This window comes from Grimontia celer (genome assembly GCF_900055185.1).
Classification (GTDB): Bacteria; Pseudomonadota; Gammaproteobacteria; order Enterobacterales; family Vibrionaceae; genus Enterovibrio; species Enterovibrio celer.
This window is the reverse complement of the sequence record NZ_FIZX01000002.1, coordinates 1-24,530: the sequence shown is the minus strand read 5'-3', so window position 1 is coordinate 24,530 and position 24,530 is coordinate 1. Positions and strand designations below refer to the sequence as shown.

Below are 24,530 nucleotides of genomic sequence, written 5' to 3'. Positions count from 1 at the left end.
TATGAAAATACCTTGCCAGTCGTCTAAATTCTGCCCATTATGGGTGGGTGTTTAATTTTTATGACATGTTAAGGAGAGAAATGAAAGAACATACGTTCACATTAGGTAGGCGGACAATTCTCGATGTCAATGCGCCGGAATACCATTGGGTGCAAATGCTTCATGCTGATGGCATGGAAAAAGAAGCCATTAACACCACGATTATTCGGTGTTTGGGTGGCGACCTTCAAATCGCAGATGTCTTCCGACAAGTCGCGCTTAGCGAGCTTCCACCAGCAGCCTTGCTCAAACTGATTGTTCCTGAAGACTGCCTTTGGGAATGACAGGCCGAATCGCCCAGGTCATCTAACTCTTTTTACACTACGCATTCAATGCCTGGCGAATAAACCCTTTGTGCTTTTCCAGTCGCGCTTTGGCGTCATTTGCATCAATACCTGCCAGAATCATTAAGATCGCTGTTTTACAGTGACGCCCGCAAGCTTGAAGTGCGACTTCAGCTTCATCTGCGCCGACACCTGTGGCTTCTACGACGATATTGATCTGACGCTGCACCAATTTGGCGTTTGTTGCTTCTACATCCACCATCAGGTTGCCGTATACTTTGCCGCTGCGGATCATCGCGCCTGTTGTCAGCATGTTCAGCACCAGCTTTTGCGCCGTTCCTGCTTTCATTCTCGATGAGCCAGTTACAATCTCAGGTCCCACCACAGGGATGATGGAGATATCTGCTTCATCTGCCATTGCGCAGACAGGGTTGCAAACAATAGTGGCAACCGTTGCACCGACAGACTTGGCGTAATGCATCCCACCTAGTACATAAGGTGTGCGGCCACTGGCTGCAATCCCTACCAACACGTCTTTAGCGGTCAGGTTCAAATCCACCAGATCTTGCTTGCCGAGTTCGACATTGTCCTCGGCGTTCTCAACTGCTTTCAAGATGGCCTGATGTCCTCCTGCTATTAAACCCACCACAAGTTCAGGCTTGGTCCCGTAAGTGGGTGGACACTCACTGGCATCCAGAATACCCAATCGCCCTGATGTGCCTGCTCCCATATAAATAAGGCGACCGCCCTTTGCGAATGCCTCAGTAATGGCATCGACAACCTTGGCAATTTGTGGGAGTTCAGCTTTCACCGCGAGCGCGACTTTCTGATCTTCCTGATTAATCACTTCGAGCATTTCCAGCGTGGAAAGTTTGTCGATTTCTGCGCTTGCAGAGTTACGGCTTTCTGTGACCAGTCGGGTGAGATCTATTTTCATCAGTAGTGTGCTCATTTATCAGCGGATTTTAGTGAGACCAGTATTCCTGAAGCGCGGGGATAAACTCAAGAAAAAAGGTATTTTTCCCATGCTTGAACCGGGCTTCAATGTGTCTGGTTTCTACCATCAATATATTCGATTTTAACGAATAACAACGTGAATGGTTATTTTAGTCAGGATGCTTAGACTCTCCCTTCTTTTTCTGCGGTAGAGCGTTATGCATTGCAAATTCTTCGATCAGCACAAGTGCCGTTCATGCGAGTTGAGGGGTGTCCCCTACACCCAGCAAGTCGCTGACAAAGACAACGGGCTGAAATCCCTGTTTGAGAACCGACTGCCAGAGCAGTGGTTATCGCCGGTATTGAGCAAAGAAACGGGCTGCCGTAACAAAGCAAAGATGGTGGTGCTGGGTGCAGCGCACCAACCTGTGCTGGGGGCAGACGTGAAGTTTGGGGATAACCTCGAACGGGTGAGCCTGACCCATTGCCCACTCTACACCGAAGACATGATGGCATTGCTGGATTACCTGCAGGATTGGATTCGCACCTCTGGTATTCCGCCTTATAACAAAGAAAAGAAGAAGGGTGAACTTAAGTACATTTTGCTAACCCGCTCGGCACATTCTGGCGAGTTCATGCTGCGATTTGTCATGCGCACCCGCGATGCCTTGCCGCGTATAGAAGCAAACTTAGCGAGGCTGCGCGAGGCGTTTCCGAAAATCCGTGTGGTGTCGGTTAATTTGCAGCCCGTACACATGGCGCGTCTTGAAGGCGATGAGGAAATTTTCCTCACAGACGATGAACACATTATCGAGCAATTCAACGACGTACCGCTGGTGGTGCGTCCGAAAAGCTTCTTCCAGACCAACCCTGAAGTCGCTGCCAAACTCTATGCGACAGCGCGTGAATGGGTAAGAGAACTCAAGCCCAAACGCATGTGGGATCTATTCTGTGGCGTCGGTGGTTTTGCTTTGCATTGCGCGTCGGTGACCGAGTCAGTCACCGGTATTGAAATCGAACCGGAGGCCATTGCGAGCGCGAAGCGTTCTGCGGCAGAAATGGGAATTATCAACCTAAACTTTGATGCGCTCGATTCAGCGAAATTCTCGCTACTGCAAGACAGAGCACCTGATCTGGTGCTGGTCAACCCGCCCCGTCGTGGTTTGGGTAAAGAGTTGGTGGCACAACTTGGCGAGTTAGCACCCAAGCACATTGTCTATTCCAGCTGTAATCCAGAAACGCTGAAAATAGACCTCGATGGTTTGGTGAACTATACAGTCAAACGTCTGCAATGGTTTGATATGTTTCCGCACACGGAGCATGCCGAAGTCATGGTTTTAATCGAAAGAAAATAAAGGGCATATGTCCCTTTATTTTTATATTAATATTATTGAAAATAGTATTATTTTCCGCCTTTATAACACTCCAAATATCGTTGTTTATTTCTTCTAATTCGCACTGAAGCGAAAATCTTTAACAAATCCTCTCAGGGAAAGCGCTGTCTAAATAGCTATGCGATCTTGATGAGGATTTACTCATCATATTTAGTGGTTCTAGCCTGATTTTGGCACAGTTTGTCAGGGTTTTTTGAGGTTTTTTGCCATGATAACGAAAACTGTTGGAAATCAGGACTATAAGAAATTAGTTATTACTTCCTAACATTTGGCTGCTTTTCTGGATATTTATATGCGAGTCATATCACACCTATGACGTTTCTAAATTCATTTTTATCCGATATTAATAAAAGCGAGCGTTGATTATTTGCTCAATATTATCGTTTGTAACTTTTTGTGGGATTAATAATGAATAAGAAACGGATTATTGCACTAGCAATTGGCTCGGCCATTGCTTATTCGGGGGCCGCGTCTGCGACGGACAGATTTTATGAAAATCGTTGGCTGATCCCTGGAGACCCTCTGCTTGAACATCAGTGGAATTTACTCAATAACGGGCAGGCAGCATTTTCTGCCACTGGCGGACGCACTGGATACGATCTGAATCTTTGGCAAACACATCTGTTTGGTATCCAAGGACAGGGCGTGACTGTGGCTGTTGTTGATGATGGTCTTGAAATTGCCCACCCAGACCTGGCAGCGAATGTTAGGCCCGGCTCGTGGGATTTGGTGAACAAAGATAACGACCCTACACCTTGGGACCCCAATGCTTCTCACGGCACTTCAGTAGCGGGCATCATTGCTGCGGTTGGGAATAACAATGAAGGGGTTCGCGGTGTAGCACCACGAGCAGGCCTGAAAGGGTATAACTACCTTGAAGAGCAATCTCTAGAAAGTTGGTTGATAGCTCACGGCGCAGACTCACGTTCTGCAGATGCCCGTATTTTTAACCAAAGTTACGGCAGCAATGTGTTGTTCAGCCGTCCATTTGATCTGGAAAACGACCTTTCGCTTGCTACGCAAGATGCCGTTTATCAAGAGCAAAGTACCAAGGCGCATCAAGGGCGAGGTGCGCTCTATGTGAAGTCAGCAGGTAATGGCTTTGGCCGCACTTCCATCATGCTGGGAGACAACGTTTACCGCATATTACCGAAAGACTACGATACCGCGGATGCGCCAAACCAAGGGCTGCCTTGGCAAAACAGTAATCTCTCACACAACAACTCAAACTATTGGAACATGACGGTCAGCGCGCTGAATGCTGATGGCCTGCTTGCTTCCTACTCCTCTGTTGGTGCCAACGTGTTCTTGACGTCGCCAGCGGGTGAATTCGGTCGTGATAAACCGGCGCATGTCACCACTGACCTGACAGGCTGTGATCGTGGCTACAACACCATTGAGAAGACTGACAGAAATGGCCTTCATGGTGGAACAGCAGAAGATCCGAACTGTAATTACAACGGGGTGATGAACGGCACGTCATCTGCCGCGCCAAATGCATCTGGTGCTGCAGCACTGCTGATGACGGTGCGTCCTGATCTGTCGCAACGCGATATTAGACATATCCTGGCGAAGACTGCCACCAAGGTAGATGAAACCCACGTAGACACAGTGATTAACTATGTCTCGCATACCGGTGAAAACAAAACTGTGGTGGGTCTGGAAGGCTGGTCGGCAAATGCGGCAGGTTATGAATACAGCCCGTACTACGGTTTTGGTCTGATTGATGTTGATAGAGCCATGTTTGAAGCACGCACTTATCAGGCATTGCCTCCAATGCAACTAACGAAGTGGAAATCAGAAACAACCGACGTTGTTGTACCTGATGCCAGCAACGAAGCAGTGGGCAGTGGCATCGTGATTGACGGCAATCTAACCGTGGAGTCTGTGCAGGTCAAAATCGATATCGACCATGAACGCACGAGTGACCTCTTGATTGAATTGGTATCTCCTTCGGGCACCAGTAGCGTGTTGATGTCACCAAGTAACAGCATGGTAGGCCGCTCTTTGCTTCAGGGTATCGGTCAGGATATTGGTGAAGAGAGCCGTGGTTACCGTGATCACCTCATGTTGAGCCATAAGTTCTATGGTGAGCCTGCCGCAGGTGAATGGCGCATTCGCGTGACTGACGTGAGCAACGCATTCGACTATTGGATCTTGCGCAATCGCGAAAATGAAGCGGAAGAGTATAACTTCCCTCGTTGGAACAACAGCATTGACGGTGTGCTGAATCACTGGTCAATCCGCGTTATCGGTCATCAAGGTTAAGGGAGTGAATAAAATGAAACTTAAAACAATTTTGCTCAGCAGTGCGTTACTTTCCGCTCCTGTTATGGCAACCGGTGAACTGGCAGAACTAGCGGTCGCAACGCCTCAAGGAGAAGCAGTCGTCATCAACGGTAAAACCTTTTACAAGGATGCACCACAAGCCTTCTCTTTGCTCCGCTTCTTCGGTTTAGAGGACGCGCCAAAAGTCTATGCCGGCGAAACGCTCACGGACGCAACAGGTTTGGTTAGCCACAAGACCAGTGGCCTGATCCTGGTTAAAGCCGACAAGACGACAGCGGAGTCACTGGCGAAAGAAAATGATCTGTCGTTGGTTTCCAGTGCAGGTGGTATCGCAGTATTGAAAGCGACATCAGGCGCGGAGTTGACTGAGCTGATCTCCAATCTGGAAGCGCAAGGTTTGAGGGCACAGCTTGAAGTATTCAGTGAAATGAAAAAGCCTGAGTAACTGACTCCTATATTTTAAGGCCTCGAAAGGGGTCTTTTCTATTTTTCCTTTATTGTTCTAATTTGAAGAACAATCATTTCACTTTACTGCTGTTTTTCCTTCACTCAATAACATCTATTGTTAGCCCATCAGCAAATTACACAGCTTGGAGGCACGGCAATGGGCTTATTGGTAGACGGTGTTTGGCGCACCGATTGGTATGACACCAGCAAAACAAACGGACGCTTTACCCGAAAAGCGCCGAGCTTTCGAAACTGGATCACGAAAGATGGTTCGGCGGGGCCAACAGGCGGAGGCGGATTTAAAGCAGAGCCGGGTCGTTATCACCTTTATGTTTCACTGGCGTGCCCTTGGGCGCATCGCACCCTGATTTTCAGAAAACTGAAAGGGCTGGAAGCGATGATTTCCATTTCGGTGGTCAATGGCTTTATGGGTGATGACGGATGGACCTTCCTGCCGGGTGATGATGTGGTCGAAGACGCGATTAACGGCGCGACCTATTTGCACCAGGTGTATACGAGCGCATTACCGGATTACACGGGGCGTGTCACGGTGCCAGTACTTTGGGATAAGAAGACCGGAACCATCGTGAGCAATGAGTCTTCAGAAATCATTCGCATGCTCAACAGTTCGTTTGATGACATCGGCGCGCTTCCGGGTGATTACTACCCAGAAGCATTGCGGGAAGCCATTGATGAGATGAACGATTTTGTCTACCCGAACATTAATAACGGTGTGTATCGCGCTGGGTTTGCGACCACTCAGGAGGCTTACGATGAAGCAGTGGAAGACGTATTCAGTGCGCTGGACAAACTGGAAGCGCATCTGGCGACCAATCGCTACCTCGTGGGCGGACAGCTTACTGAAGCAGACTGGCGCTTGTTCACCACACTTATCCGATTCGATGCTGTTTATGTCGGACACTTCAAGTGCAGCCGTCGCCGGATCAGTGAATACCCAAACTTGTCGGGCTACCTTCGAGAGCTCTACCAGTTCGCGGGTGTCGCAGAGACAGTAAATATCGACCATATCAAGGCGCACTATTACGCCAGTCATGAAACGGTCAACCCAACCCGCATTGTGCCGATTGGCCCGGCGTTGGATTTCGATGCACCGCACGGACGTGAAGACGTCGGCACTACGCAGTAAGGAGGTTAGAGATGGGTAAGTTAATTGAAGGCCGTTGGCTCACCGATGACCAACTGCGTGAGTGGGAAGAGAAGCAGTATTCAGAAGCAAACGGACGTTTCGTTCGCGGTGTCGCTAAGTTCCGTAATTGGGTCACCGCAACCGGGGAAGCGGGATCAAGTGGTGAAGCGGGTTTTAAAGCCGAAGCGGGTCGTTATCACCTGTTTGCAGCTCTGAACTGTCCTTGGGCGCATCGCACCCTGATTTACCGAAAAGTCAAAGGACTGGAAAACGTGGTGGGTTTGTCGCTGGTGGCACCACTTCGGACCGAGCAAGGTTGGGTGTTCGATAACACCGAGGAACGCTTTACCGACAATTTGCTCGGGCTTGAAGCCATGCACCAGCTTTATGTGAAGTCGAATCCCGATTTTACCGGCAGAGTCACAGTGCCCGTGCTTTGGGATAAAAAGACCCAAACCATTGTGAGCAATGAATCGTCAGAAATTATCCGTATGTTCAACAGTGCGTTTAACGACATCACTGGTGATACACGGGACTTCTATCCGGAAGCGTTGGCTAAAGAGATTGATGACACCAACGACTGGATTTTTAACACAGTGAACAATGGCGTGTATAAGTCCGGTTTTGCCAGAACGCAGGATGCGTATGACGAGGCAGTGACTGCATTATTTGCATCACTTGAAGAGATTGAAGCGCGTCTCGGCAAACAAGCGTTCTTGCTGGGTGATGCCATTACCGAAGCAGACTGGCGATTGTTGCCGACACTGGTGCGCTTTGATGTGGGTTATTTCACCGCCTTCAAGTGCAATCTGAAAGCACTGCGGGATTACCCGAATATCTCAGCGTATTTGAAAACTCTGGTACAGCAGCCTGGTGTGAAAGACACCATAGATTTGGATGTTTATCGCCGAGGCTATAACTCGAAAAGCCCACTTAGAAACCCGCACGGCATCGTGCCCGTTGCGCCATACGTGAGCTTTCTGGATTAAACCAACAGCAATCAACGCAAGGAGGATCCATTATGTTGTTCTCAACCAAAAACAAAGAAAGACGCTTCAGCGCGGCAACAGAAATGTCTGCGTTGGTCAATGACGAAATGCAGCGCGACAGCGCATTCCACCCCAACCTTGGTGGCGTTACCAAAGGCGGTATGTCGAACCATTACCCAATGACGATTATGTCGCTTCAGGGATTAGGTGCGACCGATGATGAAATCAAAGCATTTCGCAGTAGCTGGCCACGTTATCGTGCGCGTATTGAAGAAGATCTTCACCTGCGCGACACCGGCGTCGTGACCGAAGAGAATTGGACGGAATACCTGGGGAAAGCGGAATACCTTGCCGATTTCCAACGCCTTTTCTTCGAAGGGCAGCAAGCTGCGAGCGACCAAACTGCGTATCTGATGGGCGTACTTGAAAAGCTGCAATACGCGCTGCCAATGGGCTTATTTCACCCGGTTATCCGTTTGAGCTTTGCCATTATGCATGGCGACAAAGGGCTGATTGCTGATGCCTTAGCGTACTGGGCGATCCGCTTTGAAGACATGTACAAGCGCATGTTGCCGCCGCGCATTGATATGTCAGCACAGTCTATCACTGCAGAAGAGCAATGGCTGAGAGTGCATGCTGCCAAACCTGAAATCACGCGTTTCGGTGGTAGCTTGCAAATCTGCGAGATGCTCTGTTCTGATACTGTGCTTCATGATATTTCAGTAGCAGATGAGTTCTTTATTACGGAAGAAAACATCGAGCTTAAGAAGCGCGAAATTGGTGACAGGGCGATCGGTTTGTACTTGTATGAACCTGCGTTGACCACGCTTCATGCCGTGACGAGCTTTCAGGCGCTGGCAGACATCACCATGCGCGTGTTGGCAGAAGGGAATGGTTACCGTCCTTTGCTGGCTGAGCTGTGGCAACGTTATTGGATTTGGTTAACGGGTCTTTACATCGAGAAGGGTTATCCGAAAACCCTGCCGACGTTGGATGAAGATGCGCTGGCATACGTGAATGCCATCGACTGGGCAGACATTGCCAGTGGAATCCGCAAGGTACCTGAAGTGCATGCGATCAAAATGGTATTCAGCTGCAAATGGCTGTTTGAAGAACTGGATGAAAATCCTTTGTTTAAAGCTTCAGCCATCAATGTGTTGGCGGATCACACCCATGTGAAGCCAGTGACATTGAGCTTATAAATTTGCAGATCTGCAAAAATAGAGGTGTAAATATAAAGAGCGGGCATTGCCCGCTCTTTTCACTTCAGAAGTTATATTAACGCTTTTGCTTTTTCGCCTGATTGGTCAGGTCGAAGTCAAATTCATCTGGGAACAGCACCACACCTTCCAGATCGGTATTTGGGAAAGCTACGATAGAAAGCTCATCGTCCAAAAGACCATTGGTCCAGCGGCTGTGCCATTTATTCAGCCCAATTGGCTCTGGTTTGCAGTGTTCCCACTCGCCAGTTGCCCATTCTTGCGCGAACTCTTCATTTGGCCACACCGGCACACAGTCTTCGTCTTCGGTGTTGAGCATCACGCAGCCATGCTCGTCGGTCAGGATCCAGATTTCGCGGTTTTCCACCACTTCCTTCACCAGGTATTTGTAACGTTGGTCTACGTCGAATTTCAGGATTTCAGCAATACGTTCCTGAGTCAGCGTCTTTGCCATTTTGATTTCCACCGGGCAATGAGAAAGGAGTGCAGTATATCTCAATCTACGTGGTGAGGCGCTAGTGGTGTGCAATGCCACTGAGTAATTTGGGGTGCTGCTGTAATAGTGATGACGCAATGCGGTCAATTTCCTGCATTCTTTGTATGTCTCCCAACAGCCTTTTCGGCGGTTGGTTGATGGAAAGGGTATGGATGACCGTCGTGGGAGGGCGGCTCAAAAACCAGATCTCATCTGCCATTGAAATCGCTTCACGAAGATCGTGGGTGACAAACACCATAGTCGATTGTTGGCGCTGCCACAGCGCAATAAGTTGTTGCCTAAGCTGATCGGCTGTCGGGGCGTCAAGCGAGGTGAAAGGCTCGTCTAACAGCAGTAGTTCTGGTTGATAAACGAATGCTCGGGCAATACTGACTCGACGCTGCATGCCACCTGAAAGCTGAGAAGGATAGCTATCCAGTTTATCGAGAATACCCATGGCACTGAGTGTTTCCTGAATGGCGGGATTGCTCTTCCCAGCTATCAGTTCAAGGTTTTCCTTGGCGGTGAGCCATGGCATCAATCTCGGCGATTGGAAAATGTAACCCACCCTTGGCTTTATTTCTGATGTTTCAGAAAAGCCGACTTCTCCTTTTTGTGAGCTTTCCAACCCCGCAATCATGTTGAGTAAGGTGGATTTACCACAACCAGAAGGGCCAACAATCGCGGTGATTTTTCCTAGTTTAAATTGACCACGCAGTGAGCCCAGCACTGGCGTTTCAGAGCCATAGCTTTTTTCCTCGATATTCAGCGTAATCGAAATCATGCTCGACCCCTTGAAACAACTTTATCGAGAGGGCGGAAAAGCAGAGATTCGAGCAGGAAAATCACAGTGACAAAGGCGAAGGTGTAGGCAAGAATGCCTGCAATATCGAAGAACTGGAACATGGTGTGAAGTTTGAACCCGACGCCATTGCTGCGACCTAACAGCTCAACGACCAGTACTATTTTCCAAATCAGCGATAACCCGGTGCGAGCCGATGCCATGATGTATGGGTAAAGCTGTGGAAGGAAAACGATGAAAAAGCGCTTGGTCGGGGAGAGGCGGAAAACCTTGGCGACATCCATCAAATCATTATCAACCACCCGAGCACCTTCTCGGATCATCGCGACGACTGTGGGGATTTTGTTTAGCGCAACGGCGGTGACCGCGGCGGTTTCTACCAAGCCAATACTCAAGTAACAAAGCAATATGGTTACAAGGGCAGGAATATTGAGTGCGAGAATCAATAAGGGATCCGATAGCTCATTGAGCCTTGGAAAGCGACCCATCAGGATGCCAAATATCACTCCGAGCACCATGGAAATAATAAAGCTCAGAAACACCCGCCAAAGCGTGATGCCAAGATGAGAAAGCATCTGCTCATTGAGCAGCTCAAAAACAAAAGCGTTGTAGACCTGAACAGGCGTTGGATATTCGGCGCTGTTAACCAGCGCCGCTGACCACTGCCAAAACACCAGCAGCAGAACTGGGAGTAGGTAGCGTTGGTAGCTTGATAAGCTCACTCGTTAGCCGTTTCCGTTTATGGCTTTAGCCAGAACGTGCCGTCACTCAGTGTGGTTGATTTACCCACAAGTTTCGGCCCGCCTTCTTTGGCGAGAATATCGAAGATTTTTGCGGCGGCATTCAGCTGTTCCTCGCCAAACACGCCTGAGAAGCCGCGCCGATAAGCAGTTTTAAGCGCATTGAACACCTCGTCATTCTCTGCCTTGGTGAGTGGCCTGATGACATCCCATTCCGCATCGGAGGATCGCAACATAGCTCTCGCGTCGGCAGATGTTTTCAAAAACGCTGAGACCAAAGATGGATTCGCATTCGCCCACTTCTCATCGAACACCCAACCAAGCATAGGCACCTGAGTATTGATCCCTAAGCCTTTGACGATTTCGTCAAGACTGATAACAGGCTGAAACCCCGCAGCTTTGAGTCTTGCGCCGTAATGCCAGAAGTTGATTCCGACAGGAACTTTGTTTTGCATCAGAAGCTTGTTTAACAGTGGAGGCGCAACGAACTGTTGTTCAGTCAACGCGCTGATTGCTTTGTTTTCTTTGGCTTCGCAATAGGCTTGGTAAAGGAGCCAGGTTTTATCGACCGCGCCACCTGCGATGCCGAGTTTCTGACCGCCTATATCGCAGGGTGAAGAGAGCTGAATGTCGGCAGCCGCGAACATACCGCCTGCCGTCGCAGAAGTGGGTGAGAGGGTGTAGGTTTTGCCCGCTGCACGTTGCCTGCTAACCCAAACCCAATCAGAGAAAATGACGTCGACAGCCTCACCTTGTAGCGCGACGGAAGAGGCATTCTTGGAAGCCAGAGGTGTGATATCAAGGATAAAACCTGCTTTTTCATCCAGCTTGTGACGTTTAATGACATCCATTTCCCAGTTAATGGTGCCGAACTTCAAAACCCCAACTTTGACCACAGGGAGTTCGCTAGCGAGTGCTGATAAAGATACTGCCATCAGTGTGATAGCCACGAACAGACTACGTATTAGCGTAGTAAGAGAGATGCTGACCATAACTGCTTAACCTCTTGATTCCGGTGGGAACAGATTTAAAACTAAGCAGTTAAGTGTTCATGCACAATGCTACTTTGTGACGAAAAAACACTTTACCTGCACTGCAAAGGTGTACTTACGGATACGCTTCCGTATGCTGAGTAGCGAATCCCTCATTGGTAAAGGAATACCTATGTCTGACATTGCGAAAACCCCTAAACCCCCTTATTACGCGGTGATATTTACCAACGTAAGAACTGATGTTGAAGATGGCTATGGCGATATGGCTGAACGCATGGTTGAACTGGCCGCTCAAGAGCCGGGTTTTCTTGGCATAGAATCAGTCAGAGATGGTTTGGGGATCACGATCTCCTACTGGAAGGATCTCGACTCCATCAAACAGTGGAAAGCGAACGTTGAGCATGTGCGAGCTCAGAAGCTTGGGCGGGAAAAATGGTATGCCGCATTCACGACCCGCATCGCTAAAGTAGAACGCGACTACAGCCTTTAGATACATTGAGTAATGGACGGGTAGAGTAGAGGTGAAAGGCTGAGGCTCTAGTCTTTCTCACTGTGTAGGGTTTTAATCTTTACCATCCGTTTCTTCAGTGCTTTTTGAAGGGTGTTCTTGTCGTAGGGTTTCATGCCTTTCCATGTATGGCATTCTTCGCGTGTGCGGCCACACCCCAAACACCACCCTTTGGGGCCAGAAAAATCACACACATCAATACAGGGACTTTGATTCCGCTTCATCGTTATCCTGCTTCAGAGCTCACTCAGTGTCTGCTCAATACCGCCTTCAAATTGTCGGAGACGATTAAACTCTTCATACAGCTTTTGTTCGAGGTTTTTAAAGTTGAGAGGCAGGTTGCGCTGACAAATATGATAACCGCCCCCTATGGTTTGATAGCCTTTCCAGTCCTTTATTTTCTCACCTTCAAGTTGCAGAAATTTGCGGACAAATTCAGATTGTGAAGGGCAGTCTTCTTCTGCGTGCATACAGATAGGAAACTCTTTCTGCTTTAACTGCGGCGCTTCAATATAGGTTTCAAAGTGGATGCCGCCTTGAGCCTCATTGTGCCAATTTTCCTTATAAAGCTGCATGTACACGCCACGGTTATATATTTCCCAACCATCATCAAACCATGACGACTGCCGGAGCATTTTCTCGAGATTCCGGAAAATAGGTTTAATGTCTTTCATTCATATCCCTTGAAATACAGACCCAACACGAGCATCTAACATGCTTCTCTACGTTCTGGATTCGCATCCTAGCCAAACTGAGTTGTTATGTTATAACGTAACCTATCAATGGCGCCAAATAGGTGTCAATAGGCGAGGAACAGCAAAAGCAGTAAGAACGAAATAGAGAACGTGAATATCGAAAATGTCTCTTTAGTGTGACGCGTCTGGAGTCTAAATCGGTGCAGAAATGATACCCTCCAAGCTAGGTTTTCAGCTTGCGATTGGCTCCGAATTAGCAAGCAATCTGCTTCAACAATGAAAGGGAAATGAATGAGAATTGCCGTAATCGGTTTAGGTGATATTGCTACTAAAGCCTACCTTCCTTTGCTCACCCGCATGCCAAATCTCGAGCTTATTTTTTGTACCCGGAACCCAGAAAAACTAGCAGCAGTCGCTAGCGAATATCGCATTGCGGAAACCTGCCGCGATTATCGCGAGTTGCTTAAGATGAATATCGATGGCGTGATGATCCACACCAGCAGTGAGACGCATGCTGCTATTGCTACGTTCTTTATGGAGCAGCACATTCCCGTTTTCGTTGATAAGCCTGCCACGCTGAATTTTGCCGACTACCAAAAGCTTCATGAGCTGTCAGAGCATAAATCCGTCCCTTTGTTTGTTGGCTTCAATCGCCGCTACATTCCACTTTGGAACACGCTGGTGGGCCGAGCTGATCTTCGAACGCTTACTTGGCACAAACATCGACTCAATCTGACAGGCAAAGCACAGGACTTTATTTTCGATGACATGATCCACGTGATTGATTCGCTCAATGTCCATGGAAATATTGACCAGCAAGACATACAGGTGGTGTGCCAGAAAGCGGGCGATGAAATCGCCATGATCAATCTCTCGTGGGAAGAAAATGGCACTCTGTTCAATGGCCAAATGAACCGCCAGTTTGGCAAAACCTGCGAGTCAGTGTCGTTGGCCTTTGAAAACGAAGCTTATCAATTTAACAGCTTTTTGAAAGGCGAGAAATTCGAGAACGGCATCACCCAAACTGTCGAACTGCCCGATTGGACAAATACCCTAGAAACCAAGGGCTTTAAAGCCATGCTGGAAGAATGGGTGAGTGTGGTGGCATCAGGCCGAATGGATGAGGAAACTAAGCAACGAAACCTATCGACCCATGCATTTTGTGAGTGGTTGTTGGGGGCTTGTTAAAAGCGCAAGTATGCCTACATCGAGAAGCGCCACAGTAGTTAAATAGGTATGAAAAAAGTTACTGATATTGCTTAAGCTCTGAAATCATATGTAGAAAAAGCTCTTTTAAGTCAGGCCAAGCTAAGTCGCCTCTATATTCGGGGTCACCCGCATACGTATAGTCATATACAACTACTGCACTTTCGTTGGTATGAAAGCCTCGTATATCTAGGCAAATTGGGCCTGCGTCATTTTCGTCATATGCGAACGGGAACAAGTCTAACGATTTAAATTTTTCGTTATAAAGAGTTACATACTCCATAAACTCAAAAAGAGGATTATCACAAGGGGTTTGAGGAAGGCGAACAGAAAAATCTGTCATCAGAAGACATTTATAAGTCAGGTACTCTGAAAGGAGAAGCGGAAGTTTGAAACCCAATCCATCCTCTATAGCTTGTATGTCCTCGCTGGTGACAGAGCTGTCAGTAGATTTCCATTCACACCATCCATCATCGTCAACATTGCCAATACGCATGTCTGCAGGCACGTTTAATGCGTATCCATCTCCAGATGTTCCAAGAAATGTGTCGACTAGCTCTTTAACTATTAGGAAGGCTTCTTCCTTTTGCTTTGACCCTGATTCCATGTTTTTTACTCTTCGAATCTCTTATGCAAGAGCTTTTGCTTGAACATATCTTTTTTGAATATATTGAGATGTTCTACGATGTAAGCGTCGGCACGGTTCCAACGATCAAATGTCACCTGTAGAGCATGAAAAACGCTGAGAAGACAGGCTCGAAAGTGTCTACTGAGTCGGTAGCTATTCAGTTGATAAGGCTGTAGTGACTCTTTTGATTACCAAGGACGCCAGTCTTCAGGCGCGAAAAATTTAACGCCACCAATATTTTCGTTTACTAAGGCTGCCGCTACTTCCTCACGTACAAGTAATATATAGTCATCAACGTCCAAGAAGCAGACATTTGAAGAAGCATCATTATCCATTAGACGCAAAGAAGATATGTCCTCAATCTCTCCATCAAACTCCTCATAGACTGAATTGTTGCGGTCCAAGATATCTTCGCTGATCACAACGTTAGCGAAGTAGTAGCCGTTATATACGTCGCCTCTCAACTTAACGCTGACAGAGAGGAACTCAACATCATTAGTGAAGCGTTCCAAGAGCTGTCTAATTCGTTCATTTACGATAAGAAGTGGGCCACATTTGAACGTGTCGCATGGTGGCTTTTCATCGACAATGTTAATGGTGACATCTTCGGGCCAAACTGCACTTAAACGCTTGCGCGATAGGACTTTTACTCCAGATAATTTCGCTGCGTTTTCCAGCTCCGCCGCTGTGAAATTGCTATCACTATCAGTCTTTTGCGTCCATACTTTGTAGGACATTACAACCTCATAGATACGTAGTCCGAGAAGAATTCACCAAAGTTATTCGCGATTACAGGGCCAACCTTTTTCTTGAACACATCGTAGCTGACGACTTGCCCGTTCGGAGAGCATGTGTCAATGCACCAGCAAATTTCATCATCTTTGTAGAAAATAACTACCAAGTGTTCAGGCAGTTCGAAGTCTTCTCGTGCGCCGAGAGTGTCTCCGTATACAGTTCCGCCAAAGTCGAGAGCTGCATTATTATCTTCAATGCCTGAGATCTCCGAGTCAGCCACGCCGCCTCCTCCTGGAGATTGGAGAAATTCTTTAAAAACAGAGGGAAGCTTAATTCCTAGAAGCTGCTCTAATTTTTCTATCTGAGCTGTGTCAGCCCCACCTTGCCAAAAGGTATCGCTATTATTGTTTGCTAATTCATTGAAGTTCATATGTCAGGTCCTCATTTGAAATCGTTGGCCCTTAGCTTCCAATATTCTTTTCTAAACTTTTCATACTGATATTGTAAAGATGTATTGTTTCTAAAGCTGTTTCCATCTTCAATTAGGCCGTGCAAAGGTTTGTGATATTTTTTATGTGTTGAACTAACGATTTCTACCATAGGCCCGGGTTCTTGACGCTGTATGTGATGCAAATTTATTTTTTCCGTCTGGTCCAATCGGAGCATGGCTATTTTCCATTAAGTTCAAGTTAGCCCATCCGTTTTCTATTTTTTGCTTCATCTAAAGGCGGCTATCCTAGTTATTTGGCGGTATTTTCGTGTTCCTACACCATCATAAGAAATACTTATCAAGTAGTTATACATGTTAATGGAAATAGAGGAGGGAACACTGTCAATGTATGAGGTGGTGGAGCATAATGTTATATTATCTCTAGTAAGCTATTATATATTGACAAAAGACGATGTTTATTCTTCTCATGGTCTTTTTCTTTTTGAATGAAGTGGTCTATATCTTTTATGTCAAAATATCTCTTATCCAGTCTTGTCTCTTTTTTTAATAGTAGTTCAATATTTTCTGGTTTGGTTCGATGGATTAGGTTATATGACTTAGTTATTATTTCCTTTAACATGCACCTTCTTTCTTTTTTGTTATAGAATCCGTATCCATCTTCTTTTTCCAAGTAAAATGATTTGAATTCATTGTTAAGGCTGTCTAGATAGATGTCATCAATGTATTCATCTATCCATACATCTCTGCATTCGATATTTTCGTTTGTAAATTCCAATATTATTATTCTCTGTGCTTGAGAGATATAAAATATTTTCTCCTCAAAGCTTCCTTTGTAGGATTTAATTTCTACGATTGACATTATATATTTACTCCGTGACGTCAATTATTTTATTTCTATTTGGATGTGTTTTTAAAAAACCCATCGTTCTTTCATAAAGGTCTGAGTGTTTTGACTTCAGTACTGTCAGATTCAAAACGACATTATCAGATTGCTCAAGGTGTTTATTCAAGGACTCAAAAAATTTCCTTTCGGTTCTAGCCGGCTTTAAAGATAGTTGCCTTATCATACCTTCAGTAATTTCGCTGCCAAAGTCGTCAAACGTTTGCCCCTTGTAAGGACCAGATATAGAGACAAAGTCTCCTTTGGAAGCGTCTGGACTTTGTCTCTGATATCTTTCAAAAAAACCGAACCTTTCTTCAATTTTATACGCTGTCAGTGCTTCTTTATTACGATATCCACCAGTGTCTGGATCGAATGCTAGCTGTTTTATTCTCGCTTCTGGCTCATTTTTTCTGAGTGATTTTATCTCATTTATTTTCTGTAGTGTTTGCTGACTGTCTCCAGTTGGGCAGTTTCCTTCACTCTGGGTCAATCCCGTTGGGTCTATCCACCTCATTGGGTTCTTTACATATTGATAGCTATTCAGGCCACCAGCTAGTCCAATAGGGTCGCATGTTATAAACCTTCCTGTTGCTGGACTATAGTATCGATGTCGGTTGTAATGTAGACCGCTTTCTTCATCGAAATACTGCCCTTGAAAGCGTAAATTGCTGGTGACTTTCTCTGCCCGCTTTAAAGCTAAGCTGCCATACGCTTTATAGTCTACGGACCAGACAACTTCTCCCGATACGCTCGTAATTTCTAGTGGGGTACCGAGCTGATCGACCTGATAGAAATAGGTCTCTTGGTTGGTAGCGCCTTCACCATCTATCAGAGCTAAAGGACGGAAGCTACCATATTCATAGAGGTAGGTTTGGTAGTGCTCAATGTTATCTGTTTCTACCAATAGTTTGTCGGCCTGCCAGATAAACTCCGTTGAGCTTTGGTTGCCCGCTTTATCCGTGATGGATTTGGAAATCCTTCGCCCAAACGCGTCGTATTGATAGGATGCCGTTGAGCCATCGGGCTTTTCCAATTGAACAAGCCTGTGTTGACAGTCGTAAGTATAACTGGAAACGAGCTTGCTGCTCTTTCCTCTGGCTTCCTTTGTTAGCCTGCCAAATTCGTCGTACTGATAATGGCTGTCTCCCTGAAACAGCAATTTGTTGCCTTCAACATTGGCCTGTTTATTCAGCAGCAGGTTTCCAGCAGGATCATGGTGGAAGTCTTCATTTAGAGCACCTCTTACCGCAGTAAGGCGATCAAGGGGGTCGTAGTGGAATTGCTTCTGACCACGTTCGCTGTCTTCTATGTTCGTCAGGTTTCCAACGCTATTGTAGTGATACTTACGGTGGATTTTTTCAAGCTGCTTTTGCTTAACGCGATGTTCGAGTAGCCGACCTTGATCGTCATGTTGATAATAGCTGGTTAAGGCACCTTGCTGGCGTTGTAACTCAAAGCCGGAAGCCTGGTAAGTATGCTTCGACAGCAATTGGTCATTGAGGTTAACCTGACTTAGCTGACCGTTGTCAAAGCAGTAGTCGATAGTTTGGCCGTCAGGCAACATCATTGCATTGAGCCTACCGGATTCATCGTAGCGATAGCCCAAGGTTGCCCAGCCCTGATGTTCTTGAATGAGTCTACCCAAAAGATCATATTGGTAGGCAAGTGGCCAATGGCCATCATCAACCGAAACTAGCCTGCCTTGAGCGTCATATTCATAACGTACTTCATTATCATCTGGTAGCGTTTTGACGATGACATTGCCCAAACTGTCATACTGGTATTGAGTGGTGAGCTCAGCACCGTTAACCCCTTTTTCTGTTTTTGAAATAAGTTGGGTATGTTTGTCATACTGATACGTCAACTCACGCCCATCAAAAGTGACTTCACGGCTGACGTGGCCTGTTGGTGCGTAATCAATATGATAGTGCTCGCCATTTTCATTGACGATATCGCTAAGGAACTGGAAAGCATTCTCGTACTGATAAGAAACTTCCGTTCCATCTGGGTTGATCTTCTTTGTGATCTGATGAGAGGGCCAACGATATTCATATTGGGTTAGACGGCCTTGTTCATCGATGTACTTGGTGACTTTGCCGTAGGCGTTGTATTCATAAAATCTTGTTTTACCACCAGGCAATACATGTTTAGTGAGGCGATCGCTGCGGTCATAATGCATTTCATGAACGCCGAGGCTGTCTTGTCGGTATCTCAGCCTTCCCAATATGTCGTAGCGGTAGCGGATCTTTTCTCCTTGAGGCGTTGTTTCTTCTACCAGCTCACCATTGATGTTCCAAATCAGTGAGTGCTGTGTGCCATCAGGATAGTGAATGGCATTAATGAGCCCATGAGTGTTGTACCCGTAGCGAGTGACATGTCCTAATGGGTCGCGTTGCCATGTGACATTCCCCATCGCATCATGTTTATAATCCCACTGCGCTTCATCTTGGCGTATCTGGATCAGCAGCCCATTGAGATAGGTGTAATTCGTTGCTAACCCGTTTGGCGCTATCTTAGTCTGCAGCTCACCAGACCTAGCGTAGATATACTCAGTGGTATTACCTAGGGGGTCGATTTCTTTTAGAAGCAGGCCTTTGTCATCGTATTCTCTTAAGTACTCACCACCGCCAGCATCAACCTCCTTAATGAGTCGCGCATTTTCATCATGTTGATAAACCTGTTGCGTCCCATTACTGTTTGTTAACGTAACAGCGTTGGATGATTCATCCCAAGCGTAGGTCGTATCAATATTGGAAAGGTTACTGTACTGACGTATCGCTTTAGATGACTTACCTTCCCCTTGCCACTCCCAATAAAATATAGCGCCGCCTGCTAATTCGCGGGACTGGATAACATTGTGGTCGTTGTATTGATAGTGTTCGGTTTCTCCACTGGCATTGGTTGCTGCGATGAGCTGATCAGATTCGTTATAGAAGTATTCCGCTTGTGTGTGTATGAATACCCACACAGGGCGTTCATCTTGTTCTTTTTTGTGATAGAGGTCGACGCGAGACAACAATAGATCTTGGTAAATGAGTCTGAAACGAAGGCCAGACTCTGTTGTTACTGTTTCCACTCTATTATGGTTGTCGTGTTGTATAAGCAAGCGATGGTGATATTTGTCGCTTATCTCATCTAGCAGCCATTCATCCTCTTTTGCTTTGAAATGAAAGCGCTGACCATTTTCTGCGATGGTGACGATTCGCTCATTTTCATCAAAATAAGCGGCAGCATGGGCTGTCGTGTTGGTGATAATAGGGAGCTTGCGACTAGGTTTTGTGAACCGTGTTTGTTTGTTTTCAGCATCAGTCCAAATGACATCTTTACCAGCACTGTGTAGTTGATGTGAGAGGCTATGTGACCAACCAAAGCCTAAACCTTGGTTTAATTCTGCGGCACTCGTGCGGTAAAGCCTTTTCCACTCAAAGGGAAGTAGCCCAGGTAGATGACCATCTTGGAGGGACAGCAGTTCTTCACCTGTGGCCATTGATATTGGGTCTTTGTCAAGCTCAGTATTTTTTTCGCTTTGTGTCGGTTTGTCATCTGGATTGGTAGATGGACTGCTATCGTCAGGTATGTCGTTGTCACTGTCTAATTTAGAGGTTTTCTGGTTGTCTGCTTTGAGTTGAACCTTGCCGTTTCGATAACTTCCACCCTTTCCATCGTTAATGGCAACGCGTTTGAACTTACCAGATGCTTTGTTTATTAGTTTTTTGACCATATCAAATACATCGGTCATAAAATTCGCAATGGGCTTTAGAATCTTGTTAACAATTTTACCCGCGGTTTTTCCTGCTCTAAATAGAAAATAAGCCCCTCCCACGACTGGCGTTGCGATGAAAGAAATAATCAGGCCACCAAGAATGCCGATGATAATATCAGCGATTGCAGCACCTGATAGTTTTGAAAGTTCGTTGATCATACCGCTAACTGGAATGATCGAGAGGTAGATCATTATTGCTCTGGTTAGCAGATACAACGCAGCCTCATCTGAGGCGAACAACATGGCTTTTTCAAGTTGTTTGGGTGCATTCGACGCAGCATTTTTTATTGCTGAAATGATTTCACTGGCACCCTCTGACATGTTTTTAAGTGCTTTTTCAGGATCTTTTAGCAAGTCATATACTTCGCTAATGCCATTCCAAAGCGACTTTAATGCATCCCAAATACCTTCAAAAAACTTGCCGAGATTCTCTAAAACACTATCCACAGCTGATTGAGCAAAATAGCGATCCCATTCTGGCTTAAAGCCTACCCATTTATTCTCTAGCCACTTAACAAGATCTTTCCCCATCGAATCATAATGAGAGAACAATGCATCCATCTCTGATTGCGTTGGTTTATGGTCGACAACGATTTTATATTTCACGCCTGGTGTGAGGCCAGTGACTAAAGCTTGTCCTTGTTGGTCCAGCATGACAGAGCGGTTTTCTTTACCGTCTTCAGACTTAACGTAAACTTGGATTGCGCCTAACGGTACGTGATAAATGGACTGAAAAACGCTCTCTATACGGAGCTCTCCGCTGCTCGGACAAATTGCTTTTACCGCGTAATCATCATCTGAGGAACCAACTGTCGTTGATGCTCCTCCTGCTACGATCTTTTTATCCATCGCAAACAAGGAGGGGAGATCAAATGCGTTGGTTGCATAATCCGCAGACTTAAAGTACCACGCATTAAGTTGTTTTCTATATGTACTGAGGAGGTTAGGGAAACCTTCAAATTGGCCTTCTATATAGCTGTAGTACTGTTGTTTCTGGCTCATCGTAAGTTCCCTAAATGCATTTGTTCGGCCTCTATGAGTTCAATGAAGCTGGTAAGGTATGTACTTTGCGGGCCATCAAAGTTTTTAATGAAGCGAGCTACCTTTTGATTGAGGATCTTTTCGGGGTAGCAACAAAACAAATCTGGGCGTTGTTCTTGAAATTCCTTGATAAGATTGGTAGCTAGAGTTCTAGGGTCGTTGCTGAGTTTTTTAACGACGGCCTCAGGCACTTCCCACCACGGAAAGGGTTTCTCAACGACTGAAGATGCAGGGGTAGAGTTGGTCACTGTGCGTTGTTTTGAAACCCATTGTTGGCAAGGACCCATCACTTGGTTGCGTTGTTCTTCATCGCAGAAGTTTGCTAGATCGATACTGAATCTTGGGTCATAAAAACGGAAAAAGGCATGGTTGCCTGAGGGCATCCACACCAGTGTTAGACTGCGAAAATGTTGGAATATGTCCGGCAAGTGGAGTGTACTTGCAACGAGAATGCCCCAGTCCTCATTCGCTTCCTGTTCAGTCCAGGTAATGAAATCAGGCATGTGTGAAACGTCAGCGATATAGGGCATCACCTCATGCCATTCTGCGTAGGGGGTTCCGCTCCAAAGTGGTTTGGCGTCATTACCGCCAAAGCGATAGAAATCTGCCAATGCTTTGTCATCGCAGGTTCCGTTGAATATGGCATACCAATGGAGAGGAGCCTCTGTCTCTTGGGCTAGATCTCGCATTGGCCATCCTTACATTTTTCACATTCTTCGCAGAATGGCGCTGCGGACTTCATGGTGGCGATCTGTGCCGGTGTCAGCATAGGGAGTGGGTTTTCTGGCTTAGGTGGCAGTTGCCCTGGCAATGTGGGTGCTGCACCGCCGTATCCACTTCCGCTTCCTGCTGCGCCTCCTGCATTTAGATCAACTACGGGGCCTGATATATGTACCCCTGACGTATCAACAGTGACGAAACAGCCCCCCGCTTTTAGCGTGATCTGGCTACCTGCTTCAATCACCAGCTTGGCACCGGACTTTTGATGTATTTCATTGCCTGCATCGACAAGCTGTCCTGTACCTTGTTTGATGTGGACTTTGTTGTCACTGATGACTGTTTTGTCACCTTTCACATGCTCTTTGGATTGCCCGTCGACGGTCAGGTGGTCATCCACCTTGATATGCTGGAACCTTTCATTCTCCACATCCAGATGGAGGTCATGTTTGATGTTGTCCTTGCGGTCATTCTCAACCAGCAGGTTCATGTCCTTCTGGGCATGGACATAGATTTCTTCCTGCCCCGCCTGGTCCTCAAAGCGAAGCTCATTAAAGCCTTCCCCCTGATGGGTTTCGGTTCTAAGTACCGTGCGCGTTTTGTTAGCGGGCAGCGGATAGGGAGGCACATTGGTGGTGTGATACGTGCGCCCGGTAACAATCGGCTGGTCAGGGTCACCTTCAAGGAAAGACACAATCACCTCATGACCGATGCGGGGAATGGCCATCATGCCATACTGACCGCCCGCCCAGCCCTGAGAGACCCGTACCCAACAGCTTGAGGCATCATCACTGTTGCCATAACGGTCCCAGGGGAACTGCACCTTCACCCTGCCATGTTCATCACAGAAGATTTCCTCACCATCGGGACCGGTAACCATCGCGATTTGCGGGCCATGAACACAAGGTTTCGGTTGCGGTGTCGGACGCCAAGGCCGGTGAGCAGGAATGACCGAAAAGGTATTGTGGAACGTGGTCATGCCCTCACCGCCAGCCTCTTCCAGTGCCTGAGGCTGAGTGCCTTCACACTGGGCAGAGACCACCACCCAGTCACGGTTCGTGGCGTCATCCGGATGGTCCACGAGGTCAAACAACATGCCCGGCTGAACCTGCGGGACATTGCTTTGCGCCGTCGCCGTGATGGCATCACGTCTTAAATGCTCAAGACGGTACTGGGTAAAGGGCTTCCCGGCGGCATCACTCTTATAGCGCCCCGGGTAGTCATAATGCTCATACGTGCCACGCTGAAAGGCCATTTCCGTGCCCGCGTGTTCATGTAAAAAGCCATAGGCTGGCTTTTTAAAACTGTAATCTTTCAGCTGCGCGGAAGACGGTCTTGCCTGCGCCGAAGACTGCCAGCCTTTAACAAAATTCTCTTTGGAGATACCACCCACATTCACGTTATAAGGCAGCGCAAGGCCCGAAGCTGAAAGGGTCTGGGTATCATCTGAGAACAGCACCGTGTGCTTATCTTTACTGTGCAAAAAGCAATAGAAAATGCCTTCTTCCGCGGCTATACGTTCTAAGAACTCGAGGTCCGTCTCGCGGTACTGGACACAATACTCACGGGTCTGCGGGCTGCCGGATAAAGAAAACGCATAATCATCAATGCCCATCTCCTGCAGGAGAATACTCATGATTTCCGGGGCAGACTGCTGCTGGAAGATACGGCTGTTCTGGCGAAGGGACAGTCTGGCAAGGGACGGCACCATCTCCAGTGCATAACGGGTGTGATGGAAACCCGTGTCGCCTCTTGAGAAACGGCGGACAATGCCATGGAAGCGTTGCTTGAGCTCCCCGTCCTGCCAAATCACCAGTGTGACATGACGGTCCACCGTGTCATTTTCAGAGACGGCTTCATTACGGCTGGCCAGCTTGATATCAAAACAGAAAGGGGCCGAGAGATGGGCGTCGCCCTGAAAGTCGACCACCACAAAGGTGTCGTCAGGCAAGCCTTCGACGTTAAGAGTAAATTGGAGACCGCTTTCCGTAGCCATAGAGATACCCAGCAAGAACTATCCATTGCTTCTGAGAGACTTCAGAAGCTTCATCAGACGTCACTGTCTGACGACAAAACCCGCCGCGAGGGCGGGTGGGGTCAGAAAGGCCTGCTTCACAAAGAAACACGCCTTCTGCCAGGAAGCCTTAGG

General features: G+C 47.1%; 24 protein-coding genes. 9 read left to right on the top strand and 15 right to left on the bottom strand.

The annotated features are described in order from the left end of the window. Nucleotides 1-80: 80 nt before the first annotated feature. Nucleotides 81-323, top strand: a complete 243-nt coding sequence (locus tag GCE9029_RS10400; protein WP_062663214.1) for a hypothetical protein — start codon at nt 81-83, stop codon at nt 321-323. Between the two features lie 37 nt (nt 324-360). Here the strand turns inward: GCE9029_RS10400 and murQ are convergent, their stop codons facing one another. Further along, on the bottom strand, nt 361-1,260 hold the full coding sequence (gene murQ, locus GCE9029_RS10395; RefSeq protein ID WP_062665575.1) for an N-acetylmuramic acid 6-phosphate etherase: 900 nt from the start codon (nt 1,258-1,260) through the stop codon (nt 361-363). Nucleotides 1,261-1,477: 217 nt separating this feature from the next. On the opposite strand from murQ, the gene rlmC reads away from it, so the two are divergent. From rlmC to GCE9029_RS10365, 6 genes are all read left to right on the top strand, one after another. After that, entirely contained in the window at nt 1,478-2,614 is a 1,137-nt protein-coding gene (rlmC, locus tag GCE9029_RS10390) for a 23S rRNA (uracil(747)-C(5))-methyltransferase RlmC (RefSeq protein WP_062663213.1), read from the top strand. Nucleotides 2,615-3,061: 447 nt separating this feature from the next. Continuing rightward, on the top strand, nt 3,062-4,921 hold the full coding sequence (locus GCE9029_RS10385; protein ID WP_062663212.1) for a S8 family serine peptidase: 1,860 nt from the start codon (nt 3,062-3,064) through the stop codon (nt 4,919-4,921). Nucleotides 4,922-4,934: 13 nt separating this feature from the next. After that, complete coding sequence (locus GCE9029_RS10380; protein ID WP_062663211.1) at nt 4,935-5,387, top strand: serine protease external chaperone; 453 nt, start codon at nt 4,935-4,937, stop codon at nt 5,385-5,387. Between the two features lie 159 nt (nt 5,388-5,546). Further along, nucleotides 5,547-6,536, top strand: a complete 990-nt coding sequence (locus GCE9029_RS10375; RefSeq protein WP_062663210.1) for a glutathione S-transferase family protein — start codon at nt 5,547-5,549, stop codon at nt 6,534-6,536. A gap of 11 nt (nt 6,537-6,547) precedes the next feature. Then, a complete protein-coding gene (locus GCE9029_RS10370) occupies nt 6,548-7,525 on the top strand; it encodes a glutathione S-transferase family protein (RefSeq protein ID WP_062663209.1) in 978 nt (325 codons plus the stop codon). Nucleotides 7,526-7,557: 32 nt separating this feature from the next. After that, nucleotides 7,558-8,727: a questin oxidase family protein gene (locus GCE9029_RS10365; protein ID WP_062663208.1), complete on the top strand. Its 1,170-nt coding sequence runs from the start codon at nt 7,558-7,560 to the stop codon at nt 8,725-8,727. Between the two features lie 76 nt (nt 8,728-8,803). Here the strand turns inward: GCE9029_RS10365 and GCE9029_RS10360 are convergent, their stop codons facing one another. The 4 genes from GCE9029_RS10360 to GCE9029_RS10345 form a co-directional block, all read right to left on the bottom strand. Beyond that, nucleotides 8,804-9,199 (bottom strand): DUF2750 domain-containing protein, encoded by a 396-nt coding sequence (locus tag GCE9029_RS10360; protein WP_002540717.1) that lies wholly within the window; start codon nt 9,197-9,199, stop codon nt 8,804-8,806. Between the two features lie 61 nt (nt 9,200-9,260). After that, nucleotides 9,261-10,004 carry an ABC transporter ATP-binding protein gene (locus GCE9029_RS10355; protein ID WP_062663207.1) on the bottom strand — a complete coding sequence of 248 codons (744 nt, stop codon included), beginning with the start codon at nt 10,002-10,004 and terminating at the stop codon, nt 9,261-9,263. Beyond that, complete coding sequence (locus GCE9029_RS10350) at nt 10,001-10,744, bottom strand: ABC transporter permease (RefSeq protein ID WP_062663206.1); 744 nt, start codon at nt 10,742-10,744, stop codon at nt 10,001-10,003. Before GCE9029_RS10350 ends, GCE9029_RS10355 begins: the two co-directional genes overlap by 4 nt. A 17-nt stretch (nt 10,745-10,761) precedes the next feature. Next, complete coding sequence (locus tag GCE9029_RS10345; RefSeq protein WP_062663205.1) at nt 10,762-11,754, bottom strand: ABC transporter substrate-binding protein; 993 nt, start codon at nt 11,752-11,754, stop codon at nt 10,762-10,764. A gap of 172 nt (nt 11,755-11,926) precedes the next feature. On the opposite strand from GCE9029_RS10345, the gene GCE9029_RS10340 reads away from it, so the two are divergent. Then, the gene (locus GCE9029_RS10340) at nt 11,927-12,244 is read left to right on the top strand and encodes an antibiotic biosynthesis monooxygenase family protein (protein WP_062663204.1); all 318 of its coding nucleotides are present in this window, start codon (nt 11,927-11,929) and stop codon (nt 12,242-12,244) included. 47 nt (nt 12,245-12,291) lie between these two features. On the opposite strand, the gene GCE9029_RS25845 is transcribed toward GCE9029_RS10340, so the two are convergent. After that, nucleotides 12,292-12,486 carry a DUF1289 domain-containing protein gene (locus tag GCE9029_RS25845; protein ID WP_082804329.1) on the bottom strand — a complete coding sequence of 65 codons (195 nt, stop codon included), beginning with the start codon at nt 12,484-12,486 and terminating at the stop codon, nt 12,292-12,294. A gap of 12 nt (nt 12,487-12,498) precedes the next feature. Continuing rightward, nucleotides 12,499-12,936 (bottom strand): hypothetical protein, encoded by a 438-nt coding sequence (locus GCE9029_RS10335; protein WP_062663203.1) that lies wholly within the window; start codon nt 12,934-12,936, stop codon nt 12,499-12,501. A gap of 312 nt (nt 12,937-13,248) precedes the next feature. On the opposite strand from GCE9029_RS10335, the gene GCE9029_RS10330 reads away from it, so the two are divergent. After that, the gene (locus GCE9029_RS10330) at nt 13,249-14,145 is read left to right on the top strand and encodes a Gfo/Idh/MocA family protein (protein WP_062663202.1); all 897 of its coding nucleotides are present in this window, start codon (nt 13,249-13,251) and stop codon (nt 14,143-14,145) included. A 58-nt stretch (nt 14,146-14,203) separates the two neighbouring features. Here GCE9029_RS10330 and GCE9029_RS10325 read toward each other — a convergent pair whose 3' ends face one another. From GCE9029_RS10325 to GCE9029_RS10290, 8 genes are all read right to left on the bottom strand, one after another. Then, nucleotides 14,204-14,770 carry an SMI1/KNR4 family protein gene (locus GCE9029_RS10325; RefSeq protein ID WP_062663201.1) on the bottom strand — a complete coding sequence of 189 codons (567 nt, stop codon included), beginning with the start codon at nt 14,768-14,770 and terminating at the stop codon, nt 14,204-14,206. 209 nt (nt 14,771-14,979) lie between these two features. Then, nucleotides 14,980-15,528 carry an imm11 family protein gene (locus GCE9029_RS10320; protein WP_062663200.1) on the bottom strand — a complete coding sequence of 183 codons (549 nt, stop codon included), beginning with the start codon at nt 15,526-15,528 and terminating at the stop codon, nt 14,980-14,982. Further along, nucleotides 15,528-15,956 carry an SMI1/KNR4 family protein gene (locus tag GCE9029_RS10315; RefSeq protein ID WP_062663199.1) on the bottom strand — a complete coding sequence of 143 codons (429 nt, stop codon included), beginning with the start codon at nt 15,954-15,956 and terminating at the stop codon, nt 15,528-15,530. Before GCE9029_RS10315 ends, GCE9029_RS10320 begins: the two co-directional genes overlap by 1 nt. Before the next feature lie 11 nt (nt 15,957-15,967). Beyond that, nucleotides 15,968-16,126: an HNH/ENDO VII family nuclease gene (locus GCE9029_RS27000; RefSeq protein WP_438356870.1), complete on the bottom strand. Its 159-nt coding sequence runs from the start codon at nt 16,124-16,126 to the stop codon at nt 15,968-15,970. Nucleotides 16,127-16,386: 260 nt separating this feature from the next. Then, entirely contained in the window at nt 16,387-16,836 is a 450-nt protein-coding gene (locus tag GCE9029_RS10305; protein ID WP_062663197.1) for a hypothetical protein, read from the bottom strand. 7 nt (nt 16,837-16,843) lie between these two features. Then, nucleotides 16,844-21,625, bottom strand: coding sequence for an RHS repeat-associated core domain-containing protein (locus GCE9029_RS10300; protein WP_062663196.1), 4,782 nt, complete (start codon nt 21,623-21,625; stop codon nt 16,844-16,846). Beyond that, nucleotides 21,622-22,353 (bottom strand): DUF4123 domain-containing protein, encoded by a 732-nt coding sequence (locus tag GCE9029_RS10295; protein WP_062663195.1) that lies wholly within the window; start codon nt 22,351-22,353, stop codon nt 21,622-21,624. Before GCE9029_RS10295 ends, GCE9029_RS10300 begins: the two co-directional genes overlap by 4 nt. Then, on the bottom strand, nt 22,341-24,377 hold the full coding sequence (locus GCE9029_RS10290; RefSeq protein ID WP_062665573.1) for a type VI secretion system Vgr family protein: 2,037 nt from the start codon (nt 24,375-24,377) through the stop codon (nt 22,341-22,343). The genes GCE9029_RS10295 and GCE9029_RS10290 overlap by 13 nt, the downstream gene beginning before the upstream one ends. Between the last annotated feature and the right edge of the window lie 153 nt (nt 24,378-24,530).